The organism is Ruegeria sediminis (assembly GCF_005938215.1).
Classification (GTDB): Bacteria; Pseudomonadota; Alphaproteobacteria; order Rhodobacterales; family Rhodobacteraceae; genus Ruegeria; species Ruegeria sediminis.
On sequence record NZ_VCPD01000001.1, the window covers coordinates 811,535 to 824,283 of the forward strand.

Sequence of the window (12,749 nt, forward strand, 5' to 3'; positions counted from 1 at the left end):
GCTCACCCGTTGCGCTGATACATCCACGCCCCGTCCGCGCGCCGCGTCCGGGTCACGGCTCCAATGTGGTAGAGATGGTTTACATGTGCAACCGCCTCGACCAGCGCCAGCCCGTATTCGCCCTCGCCTATGTTGCGCTTGAATAGGGGCAGAAAGCATTCGGAGGCGGGTTTGGGCGTGTCGAGATGGTCCAGCAGACGCTCGAGCGCGCCGTGATGGTTGTCGATCAGTTGCCGCATGCGGACCGGCAGGCCGGTGAAAGGCAGCTTGTGTCCGCCCAGCGCCAGATGCTCAGCCCGCGCCAGCGGCTTGAGCCGCTCGCAGGTTTCCAGCCATTCGGCAAGCGGATCAGCCAGCGGTTCGGTCGCGTAGACGCCGATGTTGGGGCTGATCGAGCTGAGGATCTGGTCGCCGGTGATCACCAGGTTGTCATCCCGGCTCCAGAAGGTCGCGTGCTCCGGCGCGTGGCCGTTGCCCATGTGGACATCCCAGTCGCGCCCGCCCATGCGGAACACGTCGCCCTGGCGGATCCGGGTGAACCCCAGCGGCATGGGATAGACCATGTCGGCAAAGTTGAAGGGCCGTTCCGACATGCGTTTTTCGAGGATCTCGGGCGCCATGCCGGCGCTGCGGTAGTAGTCGAGCGTTTCGACCGGCCAGGTCTCCTGCACGTCGAGCGTCAGCATCCGCGCGAACAGCCATGCGGTGCGGGTCGTCACCAGTTCCGCGCCGTGCTCGGACTGGAACCAGCCGGCATTGCCGATGTGGTCTGGATGGTGATGCGTCGCAACCACCCGCCGCACCGGCTTGCCGCGCAGCGGTCCACTCAGCAGGCCATCCCAGATCGCGCGGGTCTTCTTCGACGAGAACCCGGTGTCGATCACCGTCCAGGCGTCGCCGTCATCCAGCGCGTAGACATTGACGTGATCCAGCTTCATCGGCAGCGGCAGGCGCATCCACAGGACGCCCGGGGCCACCTCGATGGCCTCTCCTGGAGCAGGTGGCTCTTCCCACGGGTACCGCATGGCGAGAGGCCGCGCGCCGTCCATCACGCCGCCAGTTCGTCGGCGCTGAGCGCGAACAGGTCCCCGGACCCGTTCTGCGCCTGCGCCAGCAGCCCGGAATGTTCCGGCAGCAGCGCATTGATGTAGAACCGGGCCAGCCTGGCGCGCGGACCTTGCGGATCGGCCAGCGCGGCGGCCAGGTGATAGTGGCCGCCCAGCACCCGCGCGAAGGCGCGCAGATAGGGCAGAGCACCCGCAAACCGTTCGTTCATGTCCTCCTGCGCGGTCAGCCATTCGGTTGCCTCGCGCAGCGACTCGGTCGCTTCCCAGACCGGGCCCGCCAGTTCGGGCAGCGACGCCCGGGCGCTCTCGGCCTGCGCCTCGATCTCGTCCAGCAGGCGCGCGGCAGCTTCGCCACCGTCCATCATCTTGCGCCCGACAAGGTCCATGGCCTGAATGCCGTTGGTGCCCTCGTAGATCGCGGTCACGCGCACGTCGCGGTAATATTGCGCCGCGCCGGTTTCCTCGATGAACCCCATGCCGCCATGCACCTGCACACCGGTATCCGACACCCGGATGCCGGTCTCGGTGCCAAAGACCTTGGCGATGGGCGTCAGCAGGGCGGCCCGCGCCGTCCAGTCCGCATCGCCCGTGGCCTGCGCCATGTCGATGGCGACCGCGTTGGCCAGTAGGATCGCGCGGGACGCAAAGACATCCGCCTTCATCTCCATCAGCATCCGGCGCACATCGGCGTGGTCGATGATGGTGCCCGACGGGGTCCGGCCCTGCTTGCGTTCGAGCGCATAGGCCAGCGCGTGCTGATAGGCGCCTTCGGCCACACCGACGCCCTGCCCGCCCACACCGAGGCGCGCGTTGTTCATCATCGTGAACATGGCCGCCATGCCGCCATGCTCGGCTCCGACCAGCCAGCCTTTTGCCCCGTCATACTGCATCACGCAGGTGGGCGAGCCGTGCAGGCCCATCTTGTGCTCGAGCGACACCACCCTCAGATCGTTGGCCGTGCCCGGATTGCCGTTCTCGTCGGGGATGTATTTCGGCACCAGGAAAAGCGAGATGCCCTTGGTTCCCGGCACCCCGTCCGGCAGCCGCGCCAGGACCAGGTGGCAGATGTTCTCGCAGAAGTCGTTGTCGCCCCAGGAGATGAAGATCTTCTGCCCCGAGACCGCATAGGTGCCGTCACCGTTGGGCTCGGCCTTGGAACTCAGCGCGCCCACGTCCGACCCGGCCTGCGGTTCGGTCAGGTTCATGGTGCCCGCCCATTCACCCGAGATGAGCTTGGGCAGGTACAGGTCCCTGAGCGCATCGCTTGCGTGATGTTCCAGCGCCTCGATCTGGCCCTGGCTCATCAGCGGCGCAAGTTGCAGCGACAGGCAGGCCGCGCTCATCATCTCGTTGACGACGGTGGTCACCGTCATCGGCAGCCCCATGCCGCCGTATTCGGGATTGCCGCTCATGCCGATCCAGCCGCCTTCGGCGATCGCCTTCCAGCCGTCGGCATATCCCGGCGACGTGCGCAGCACGCCGTTCTCCAGCCGCGCGGGCTCAAGGTCGCCGGGGCGCTGCAGCGGGGCCATGACCTGTTCGCACATCTTGCCGGCTTCGGTCAGGATGGCGCTGACCACGTCCGGGCTGGCTTCGGCGAAACGGTCCGAGGCGGCAACCTGATCGAAACCGACGACGTTCTTGAACAGGAACTCGTAATCTGAGATTGGGGCGCGATACGGCATGGTCTCCCTCTGGGGCTGTCTCACCGGCCACAATTGCGGGCTTGGAATCCGCCGCCCGCGCCGGTATTCATCGGGGCTTGGACGATTACCTATCGATCCCGGTCTTTCAAGCAACCAAAACGCCGCGTCACCGCTCATGAGCCCGCTGACAACTGAATACCTGGCCGCCGACCGCGCGGGACTGGCCCGCGCCGCCGAATTGCTGCGGCAAGGCCAGCTGGTCGCCTTTCCGACCGAGACGGTCTATGGGCTGGGCGCGGATGCCCGCAACGGCGAGGCGGTGGCGGCGATCTATGCAGCCAAGGGGCGGCCCAGCTTCAACCCGCTGATCGCGCATGTGGCGTCCGCCGAGGCGGCCCGGCGCCATGTCGAATGGACCGCGCAGGCCGAACGCCTCGCGGCCGCGTTCTGGCCCGGCCCCCTGACGCTGGTCCTGCCGCTGAGAGAGGGGCACGGGATTTCGTCGCTGGTGACCGCGGGGCTCGACACGCTGGCGGTGCGGGTTCCGGCCCTGCCGACGGCGCAGAAGCTGCTGACCGCCTTCGACGGTCCGGTGGCGGCCCCGTCGGCCAACCCCTCGGGCCGGATCAGCCCGACGACCGCGGACCATGTGCGCAATGGCCTGGACGGGCTGATCGCGGCTATCCTCGATGATGGCCCGTGCGGCGTCGGCGTGGAATCCACCATCGTCGGCCTGGCCGGGGAACCTTTGCTGCTGCGGCCGGGCGGAGTTGCGCTGGATGAGATCGAGGCGGTTCTCGGCACCACGCTGCGGCACCACGAGGACGGCGATCCGTTGACCGCCCCGGGACAGCTTCTGTCGCACTATGCCCCGGACGCGCCGGTCCGTCTGAACGCCGAAACGCGCGAAGGCGACGAGATTCTGCTGGGATTCGGGCGGGTCGAGTGCGATCTGAATCTGTCGGCCGAAGGGAACCTGGCCGAGGCCGCCGCCAATCTGTTCGCGGCGCTGCACGCGCTGAACGAGACGGGCCGCCCCATCGCGGTCAGCCCGATTCCCGAACGCGGTCTGGGCGCGGCGATCAACGACCGCCTGCGCCGCGCCGCGGCGCCGCGCGCCACCTGATCAGGCGTGTCCCGCGCTGGCCGATAGGGTCAGCGGATCGACCCCCAGCGTCGCCAATGCGGATTCCCACTTGTCTTCGTCCGCGATGCCAAAGACCAGTTCCGGGGTTGCCTCGGCCGTCAGCCAGCCGTTCATGGAGATCTCGTCCTCGAGCTGGCCCGGCCCCCAGCCGGAATACCCCAGCATCAGAAGCGCCTGTTCCGGTCCGCGACCGGCCGCGATGTCCTCTAGGATGTCCAGCGTTGCGGTCATGCTGAAACCCGCCTTGACCGGCATCGAATGCAGGTTCGCCTCGTAATCCGAGCTGTGCAGCACGAACCCGCGCGAGGTCTCGACGGGACCGCCGAAATGCACCAGGCGTTCGCCGACGACCGGCACCTCGCAAGGGATGTTGAGTTGCGTCAGCAGGACCTTGACCCGCAGGTCCGCGGGCTTGTTCACGATCAGACCCATCGCCCCGTCATCCCCGTGGCTGCACAGGTAGATCACGGAGTGATCAAACCGTGGATCCCCCATGCCAGGCATTGCGATCAGAAGTTTTCCGGTCAGATCCATTTTCAACCAACTTTATCCGGTTCTCTTTCGAGAATGGCCCCGCAGGCCGGGGGTTTGCAAGGGACGACCGGAGAATTCCCGCAGATTTCACCGTCTTGAACGGAACGTGACTTGGCATTTCAGGAAATAAGGCGCATCTATTCATTATGTTGAACGCGTTGAAGAAGGCTTCGGCCGCGCTGATTGCATGCGCGGCCCTTGGCGGGCCGGCCTCGGCAGGCGGCATTGAAAACGTCGTGCGGCTGGACATCCTTGACGGCGGGCTGACCAGCAGGGGGACGTATCTGGGCGCCATCAGGCTGACGCTGGCCGATGGTTGGAAAACCTACTGGCGGGCACCGGGCGAAGCCGGGATCCCGCCGCAGTTCAACTGGACGGGCTCGCGGAATGTGGGCGAGATTTCCATTACCTGGCCCTCGCCGCACGTCTTCGATCAAAATGGCCTGCGCTCCATCGGGTATCAGGGCCAGATGATTCTGCCGGTCGAAATCACCCCTGCGAATCCGGGCGCTCCGGTGCGGTTGAAGGGCGAAATGGATTTCGGCGTCTGCAAGGATGTGTGCGTTCCCGGCAATCTCGACTTCGATCACCTGCTCGATTCGGGTGCGGGGAAAAACCCGGCCATCGCGGCGGCCATGGCGCAGCGCCCGTATTCGGCCCGCGAAGCCGGCGTCGTCTCGGCAAGCTGCATGCTGAAGCCGACGCGCGACGGATTGCAGGTCGAGGCGCATATCACCATGCCTTCCGCAGGTGGAGAGGAAGTGGCGGTGATCGAGCCGGGCGGGCCGAACCTGTGGGCGTCCGAAACCCTTACCCACCGTCAGGGCAACACGTTGATCGCCAGATCGGAACTGATCAACGAGTCCGGATCCGCCTTTGCGGTGGACCGTTCCGAGATCCGGATCACCGTGCTGGGGTCGAAACACGCGGTCGACATCCGGGGCTGCGCCGCGGGTTGACCCGTGTCCCGCCTTCCCCGGATCGGTGCGCTGGGTGTGGTCATCCATGAAGGTCAGGTTCTGTTGGCCAGGCGCGGCAAGCAGCCCGATGCCGGTCTGTGGGGATTTCCCGGCGGACATGTGGAATGGGGCGAGACGGTTCTCGAGGCCGCGGCCCGCGAGTTGCGGGAAGAGACCGGGATCGAGGCCGATCCACGGACCTACATCGACAATCTGGATCTGCTGCGCCGTGACGGAGCGGGCGCGGTGATCAGCCACTACCTTCTGGTCGCCGTCGGGTGTTCCTATGTCAGCGGTGTACCAAAAGCAGGCGACGACGCACTGGATGCGCGCTGGTTTCCGCTCGACCTGATCCGCCAGGGCGGATTGCCGATGAGCGAACGGGTGCCTGCGGTGCTGGACAGCGCCCTGCGGCTGGCCTGAGACCCTACGCCCTGCCCCGCCCGGAATAGCGGGTGTAGAGCAGCGCCGATACGGCCATGCCAAGCGCAAGGATCGCCAGCGCGCCCACCACGAACAGCCCGAGACCGACCTGCATCGGGTTTGCATCCTCTGGCACGGAAGCGAGCCGAGACAGCGGTTCCGGCAACGCGCCATTGACCAGCGGCCAGACCATGGTCGCCCCCAGCCAGGCCAGCATGAGAACGCCGGTTGCGACCACCGAGCCCCGCATCAGCCAATCCGCCCCGCGCAGCGCACGCCGCAACGCCGTCAGTGGCCGCGACACGTCGCGCTGAACCGCCAGCAGCGCCGGCACCAGCAACAGCACCAGCAGCATCCCGAAGCCCAGCCCGTAGACCAGCGTAATCACGGTGGGCTTCAGGAACTGCGCCTGCTGCGAACTTTCGTAGAGCAGCGGCACCAGACCCAGCACGGTGGTCAGTGTCGTCAGCATCACCGGCCGCAGCCGGTCGGCCGCGCCCTCGACGATGGAGGGGATCAGTCCCCGGTCGCGATGGTAGTCGTCGATCGTGGTCACCAGAACGATGGAATCGTTGATGATGATACCGGTCATCCCCAGCAGGCCGACCACCGAGAACATGCTCAGCGGCACATCCCAGATGTAGTGGCCCCAGATCGCTCCGACGAGGCCGAACGGGATGATCGCCATCACCACCAGCGGCCGTGTCCAACTGGCGAAGATCCAGGCCAGCACGAGGTAGATGCCGGTCAGGCACAGGATCAGGCCCGTCCGGGCTTCGGCCAGAAACTCGTCCTCCTGCTCGCTCAGGCCGGCCATGCGCCATTCCACCTGATGCTCGCTGGCGATCCTGGGCAGGATTTCCTTCTCTATCGCCCGGGCGATTTCGGCGGCGCGGGCGGGATCGTCGTTGGCGATGTCCCCGTATACGGACACGACCCGCAATCCGTTTTCCCGGCTTACCGACAGGAAACCGGACTTTTTCTCGACCGAAACGATATCGGCCAAAGGCACGTAGACCCCTTGAGGCGTCCGCATCAAGGTCCGTTCGAGAAAGTCCGCCGTCAGTTCGTTTTCCGGCAGTTCGACCCTGATCTCGGCGCTGCGTGGCCCATCAGGGAAGGTTGCCGCCTCAATCCCGTTCAGGCGATGACGCAGCGCCTGGCCCAGCGTTTCTACGGTGAACCCAAGCGCCTGTCCCTGCGGCGTCAGGTCAAGAATGAACTCTTCCTTGTCGTAGACGAGGGAGTCGCCCAGAGCGGACACCTCGGGGTATTTCGAAACGGCCGCCTGCAGGTCGTTGGCCGCCGCCTTCATCACGTCCACGTCCGCGCTGAAGAACCAGACGTCCAGCGCATCGCCGCCGGGACCGGACCGCCAGCCGCGGAAACTGAGGGTTTCCACCAGCGGATGCTGGTTCACCGAGTCCTGCAGGTCTTCGACGAAGGCAAAGCTGGAGTAGGGGCGCAGGTCGGCGTCGATCAGCTCGATCGAGATCCCGCCCAGCAGGTCGGCATCCTTGTCATCGGAACCAAGCAGCCCGGCGCCCGCGTGCCCGCCAACCTCGGCCAGGACGTAGTCGATCGGGTTGCGGCCGTAGCGGTCTTCGTAGATCCGGCCCAATTCTTCGGTCGCGCGCTGCAGTTCGCGCATCATTGCCATCGAGTCGGCCCGGGTGGCGCCCTCGGCCATGATGAAATTGCCGGTGACCGAACCTCGCTCGGGCGCGTTGAAGAACCGCCAGTTCACGTCGCCCCGGATGAAAAGCGAAAGCTGACCGGCGAGGAGCACGACCGCCCCTGCCAGCACCACGTAACGCGCCCAGATGACCCAACCCATCAGCGGCCGGAAGGCATGATCGCGCACCCAACGGAAACCGCGGTTCACCAGGCGGTTGGGCATGTCATACCAGTGTTCCTTGGCGGAATGCGCGATGGCGTGGGACAGATGGTTGGGCAGGATCAGGAAGCATTCGACCAGCGACGCCATCAGCACGGCGATCACGGTCAACGGAATGTCGCGGATCAGCTCGCCAAACCGGCCGCCGATCGCGGTGAGGCCAAAGAAGGCGATCACCGTCGTGATGGTTGCCGCGAAGACCGGCATCGCCATGCGCATCGCCGCCCGTTCCGAGGCGACGGCCGGGCGCTCTCCCAATCGTCGGGCTCGGAAATCGGCATGTTCGCCCACCACGATGGCGTCGTCCACGACGATGCCCAAAGTGATGATCAGGCCGAAGAGCGAGACCATGTTGAGCGACAGCCCCGCCACGTACATCACCGCGATGGCCGCGAACATCGACGCCGGGATCCCGGCGGCAACCCAGAAGGCGATCCGGGCGTTGAGGAAAAGAAACAGCAGGCAGACGACCAGGGCCAGCCCCAACAGGCCGTTGTCCACGAGGATGTCGAGCCGGTCGGTGATGGCCTGCGCCCGGGTGCGCATCATCTCGACCGTCACCTTGTCCGGCAGGCTGGCCTGCATCTCGGCGACGACCTCTTCGACGGTCCGCTGAATTTCGATGGAATCGCCCTGGTTGGACCGGTCCACCCGGATCGACATTGCCGGGTTGTCCCCGACGAAATAGCTGCGTACGCGCGTGACGCCCTCGACCCTGATCCGCGCCACGTCACCGATGGTCAGGGTCGAACCATCCGAATGGGTTCGCAGAACGATGCCTTGGATTTCGTCGGGGGTCCGTTTCTCGGCGCCGGTCCGGATGCGCGCGTTGGCCCCCGTCACGTCGCCCGCAGGGTTCGCGTTGACCTCGGCCGCGATCGCCGCTGCTATTTCGGCCATGCTGATATCGTTGGCGATCAGCTGCGCGCTGGGAACCTCGACCATGATGCGGGGCGCGGCGATGCCCCGGATCATCGTGCGCGTCACACCGGCCCTGAACAGGCGCGTGACCAGTTCGTCCACGAAAAGCGCCAACTGATCCGGGGCTACCGGACCGGTCACGATCACGTCCGTCACACGGTCGCGCCACGCGCCGCGCCTGATGCTCGGCTCCTCGGCCTCTTCCGGCAGGCTGGTCACCGAATCCACGGCGGCGCGCACGTCATCCGTGGCGCGCGCCATGTCCCAGTTCGGTTCGAATTCCAGCCGGATTCGGGCCTGCCCTTCGCGCGAAATGGCTTCGGTGCTCTCGACACCGTCCACGCCCAGCAAGACCGGATCCAGAATGTGCACGATGGCGCTGTCCACGTCTTCCGGGCCCGCGCCTTCCCATTCGACGGTGACGTCTATCCGCTCGAGGATCACGTCGGGAAAGAACTGCGCCCGCATGTTGGGGATCGCCGCTGCGCCCAGAACCAGGAAGATCACCAGCAGCAGGTTGGCGGCGGTCCGGTGGCGCGTGAAGTAGCTGAGCAACCCGCTCGCGGCGCCGGGGATCTCGCGGATCATCGCCCTCAGCCTCCGGTGCGGCTTTCAAGGCGCCGGACCAGATGCGCCGGCACCCGGGATTCGGCAAGCTGGCCAAGAACCCGCGCCTTGGCCTCGTCCGAAAGGCGGTCGCTGGCCTCGACGGCGTCGATCAGCATGGCGCGGCGTTCTTCGGTCAGTTCGACCATCTCGGAGCTCAGGTCCGCCTGCGCCTCGGTCCGCAGGGGACGCACGCGCACGCCCGAGCCGAGCAGCGGCGTCCGCCCGATCACCACCTCGCGCCCTTCCAGCCCGTCGCCGCGCAGCAGGACGTCGTCGCCCTGACGCCGGACCAGTTGCACGGGAAGGACCTCCAGCCGTTCGTCCTGACCCAGAACCAGGACCGTGCCCGAGGAATCCAGCACCGAAGAAGGCAGCCGCACCACGTTGTCGAGCGGCTGTTCCCGGACCGTAACGGTGACGAAATCGCCGGGCTTGAACCCCGGCGCATCGTCGAGACTGGCAAAGATCAGGCGTCCGGACTGCCCTTCGCCGGCGGATCCGCTGTCGCGGCTGATCATGCCCTCGGCGCTAAGATCGGTTCCCGTGACCTCGAGCGAAACGGTGACCGGGGCGGGGATCAGGCGTCCGTTCTCATCCAGCAACCGGACATATTGCGCGGTCGAGACGCGGAACGCCACTTCCAGCGCCCGCGGGTCCACCAGTTCGGCCAGTTTCTCGTTGGCCGCGACCAGCCGCCCCTCGACAAGGGTCACACCGCTGAGCGTTCCGTCGAACCGCGCGTGGATGGTCATGTCCTCCAGGTCGCGCTCGGCCTCTTCCAGCGCAAGCCGGGCGCGCGCCAGATGCGTGTTGGTCCGGTCGACGCGCGCTTCGGCCTGGGCCACCGAAATCCGCCGCGCCAGCACCGCCTGCCGCGCCGAGGCCGCCGCCAGTTCCGCGGTTTCGACGTTCGTGGCGGACCCTACGCCGCGCTCTTCCAGATCCTGCTGCCGTTTCAGCGCGCGCTCGCGCAACTCGGCCTGATCCTCGGCGGCCTTCAATTCGTCCTGCGCCAGAAGCAGCGACCGTTCGGCGTCGCGCTCTTCGACCTGGGCATCCAGAAGATCGGACTTGGCGCGGTCAAGCGCGGCTTGCGCGTCCGCGGGGTCAAGTTGGACCAGCGTTTCACCGGCCGTGACCCTGCCGCCTTCTTCGAAATCATCCGAAAGTGCCACGACCCGACCGCCGACCGGCGCCCTAAGCTCCAGCCTGCGGCGGCTTTGCACCTCGCCGAAAGCGTCCAGATAGGGCGTGACCGTCTCGGATTCGGCCATGCGGACATTGACCGCGAACACCCTCTCGCGGCCCTGCGCAGGCCGGTTTTCTTTGGCCATGTAGTCCTGAACCGCCCCGGTGATCGACTGCGCGGCATAGATCAGCAGCGCCAGCGTCAAAGACGCCAGGAAAACACCCACAAGGCTCTGCCGCAAAAATCGCATCGGTCACTTCACTCCGGTCGCATCATGCTACCATCAGCAGAAAGTAGCCGGACAACAAAAAATGCCAAGCCACAAGGTGGTTACACGCAATGATACGCAGTACCAGTCTACTTCCGTCGCTGGTGTTCGTCCAATCTTGGCATTATCTCGACGAAGTTGCAGGGAAGGTGGCGGTAATCGAGCTGTTTTTGCAGAATCCCGTCCCAGGCGTCCTTGCAGGCCCCGGGGCTGCCCGGCAGCGCGAAGAGATAGGTTCCGCCGGCGACGCCGCCGGTGGCGCGCGACTGAACAGCTGAGGTGCCGATCTTTTCCATGGAAATGATGGTGAACACGGTTCCGAAGGCCTCGATTTCCTTCTCATAGACGTCCCGATGCGCCTCGACCGTGACATCGCGACCGGTCAGACCGGTGCCGCCGGTCGAAATCACCACGTCGATCCCGGGATCTGCCACCCATGCGCGCAGCTGCGCGGCGATCTCCGCGCGTTCGTCGCGCAGGATCTTGCGGTCGGCGACCAGGTGGCCCGCGCGCTCGATCCGATCCACCAGGGTCTGGCCCGAGCGGTCCTCGTCCAGCGACCGCGTGTCCGACACCGTCAGAACCGCGATACGAACCGGAATGAAGTCCTTGCTTTCGTCGATGCGCGACATGGAGTGTGTGGCCCTTTCCAAATGAGTAAGACGAACGCCGGGAGGCGTGGCCGTGCCGATCAGGCGCGGATATCAAACCAGTTCACGGTCGGACCGAGATTGGCCACCTGCGTCTGGCCAATGGTGCCGCGAAAGCCCCAGCTGTCGTGGATGTGGCCGCAGAGCGCCAGCCTGGGCTGGATCCGTTCGATCGCGTTGCGCACGGCGACCGATCCTACCGACACCCCTTGCGAGGTCACGTCCCCGGTGCCCTTAGGCGGCGAATGGGCGATCAGGATATCGGCCCGGCTGCAGCGGGACAGCATCTCGGCGGCTTCGGATTCGGTCATGTCGCAGGACCAGTCTCCGAACGGCGTCACCGGCACCCCGTAGCCCAGACCAAAGAGGCGCACGCCGTCCACTGTCATCCCGCTGCCGTGCAGGACATGCACACCCTCGGGCACCGCCGCCGAAAGTTCCTCGGTGCTTTCCGCGTTGCCGGGCACCAGGACCAGCGGCGCGGAAATCCCGGACAGCATCGCCATCGCCTCGGGAAGGCCCTCGCGCATGTTGCAGTAGTCTCCGGCGCCGATCACGAGATCGGCCTCCTTGCTGGCCTCGACCAGATCGGCGGCGCGGGCGCGCGCCATGTGAAGATCGGAAAAGGCCAGCAGTTTCATTGTGTTTCTCCCAATCGGGCCCTGAGTTCCAGCAGATCCGCCCAGGCCTGACGTTTCATCTGCGGCTGACGCAGCAGATAGGCCGGGTGGAACATCGGGATGACCGGCAGGTTCATCGACTGGTCCCATTGCCCGTGCAGGCGGGTTATCCCGCGTTTGCCCAGCACCGCCTGACAGCTGATATTGCCCATGAGCACCAGCACCTCGGGCTTGGCCAGGTCCACATGGCGTTCGAGAAACGGCTTCATCATGCCGATTTCTTCGGGCCTCGGATCGCGGTTCTGCGGTGGCCGCCACGGCAGGACATTGGTGATGTAGACGTTTTCGCTTCGGCGGAGGTCAATGGCTTCCAGCATCCGGTCCAGCAACTGGCCCGCCCGCCCGACAAAAGGACGTCCTTCGCGGTCCTCGTCGCGCCCGGGGGCTTCGCCGATGATCATGACCCGCGCGCCCGGCGTGCCGTCGGCAAAGACCAGTTGACGCGCGCCGAGCTTGAGTTCGCAATGCTGGAACGACTCCATCGCGGCGCGCAGCTCGGGCAGCGAACCGGCGGCCCGCGCCGCCTTGCGCGCCACTTCGACCGGATCGACGTCCTTGGGCTTGGCCGGGGCGGTCTGCGCACCTTGGGGCTGTTGCGCCTTGGGCGCGGTGTCGGGCAATGCGTACCGGTCCACCGGGGCATCCCCGATGGCATCCGTCGCGCCCAGTTCGATCTGCCATTCCAGCAGGGCCCGGGCGGTGTAGTGGTCCAATGCCGATTCCATGTCCCCAATCTAACTGCCCTGTCGGCAAGGAAAA

At 66.0% G+C, this 12,749-nt stretch carries 11 protein-coding genes; 3 read left to right on the forward strand and 8 right to left on the reverse strand.

The annotated features are described in order from the left end of the window. Positions 1-2 precede the first annotated feature (2 nt). Together FGK63_RS04195 and FGK63_RS04200 are read right to left on the reverse strand one after the other, a co-directional pair. The gene (locus tag FGK63_RS04195) at positions 3-1,049 is read right to left on the reverse strand and encodes an MBL fold metallo-hydrolase (RefSeq protein WP_138840329.1); all 1,047 of its coding nucleotides are present in this window, start codon (positions 1,047-1,049) and stop codon (positions 3-5) included. Then, complete coding sequence (locus tag FGK63_RS04200) at positions 1,049-2,752, reverse strand: acyl-CoA dehydrogenase (RefSeq protein WP_138840330.1); 1,704 nt, start codon at positions 2,750-2,752, stop codon at positions 1,049-1,051. The genes FGK63_RS04195 and FGK63_RS04200 overlap by 1 nt, the downstream gene beginning before the upstream one ends. A gap of 136 nt (positions 2,753-2,888) precedes the next feature. Between FGK63_RS04200 and FGK63_RS04205 the strand changes: the two genes are divergently transcribed. Then, a complete protein-coding gene (locus FGK63_RS04205; protein ID WP_138840331.1) occupies positions 2,889-3,839 on the forward strand; it encodes an L-threonylcarbamoyladenylate synthase in 951 nt (316 codons plus the stop codon). Here FGK63_RS04205 and FGK63_RS04210 read toward each other — a convergent pair whose 3' ends face one another. Continuing rightward, the gene (locus tag FGK63_RS04210; protein ID WP_138840332.1) at positions 3,840-4,394 is read right to left on the reverse strand and encodes a YqgE/AlgH family protein; all 555 of its coding nucleotides are present in this window, start codon (positions 4,392-4,394) and stop codon (positions 3,840-3,842) included. Positions 4,395-4,540: 146 nt separating this feature from the next. Between FGK63_RS04210 and FGK63_RS04215 the strand changes: the two genes are divergently transcribed. After that, positions 4,541-5,353 (forward strand): protein-disulfide reductase DsbD domain-containing protein, encoded by an 813-nt coding sequence (locus tag FGK63_RS04215; RefSeq protein ID WP_138840333.1) that lies wholly within the window; start codon positions 4,541-4,543, stop codon positions 5,351-5,353. A gap of 3 nt (positions 5,354-5,356) precedes the next feature. Continuing rightward, positions 5,357-5,776: an NUDIX hydrolase gene (locus FGK63_RS04220; protein ID WP_138840334.1), complete on the forward strand. Its 420-nt coding sequence runs from the start codon at positions 5,357-5,359 to the stop codon at positions 5,774-5,776. Between the two features lie 4 nt (positions 5,777-5,780). Here FGK63_RS04220 and FGK63_RS04225 read toward each other — a convergent pair whose 3' ends face one another. The 5 genes from FGK63_RS04225 to FGK63_RS04245 form a co-directional block, all read right to left on the reverse strand. Then, on the reverse strand, positions 5,781-9,182 hold the full coding sequence (locus tag FGK63_RS04225) for an efflux RND transporter permease subunit (protein WP_138840335.1): 3,402 nt from the start codon (positions 9,180-9,182) through the stop codon (positions 5,781-5,783). A 5-nt stretch (positions 9,183-9,187) separates the two neighbouring features. After that, the gene (locus FGK63_RS04230; protein WP_138840336.1) at positions 9,188-10,642 is read right to left on the reverse strand and encodes an efflux RND transporter periplasmic adaptor subunit; all 1,455 of its coding nucleotides are present in this window, start codon (positions 10,640-10,642) and stop codon (positions 9,188-9,190) included. A gap of 107 nt (positions 10,643-10,749) precedes the next feature. Next, complete coding sequence (moaB, locus tag FGK63_RS04235; RefSeq protein ID WP_138840337.1) at positions 10,750-11,292, reverse strand: molybdenum cofactor biosynthesis protein B; 543 nt, start codon at positions 11,290-11,292, stop codon at positions 10,750-10,752. A 59-nt stretch (positions 11,293-11,351) separates the two neighbouring features. Then, entirely contained in the window at positions 11,352-11,951 is a 600-nt protein-coding gene (locus FGK63_RS04240) for a metallophosphoesterase family protein (RefSeq protein WP_138840338.1), read from the reverse strand. Further along, positions 11,948-12,715, reverse strand: a complete 768-nt coding sequence (locus tag FGK63_RS04245; protein WP_138840339.1) for a uracil-DNA glycosylase — start codon at positions 12,713-12,715, stop codon at positions 11,948-11,950. Before FGK63_RS04245 ends, FGK63_RS04240 begins: the two co-directional genes overlap by 4 nt. Between the last annotated feature and the right edge of the window lie 34 nt (positions 12,716-12,749).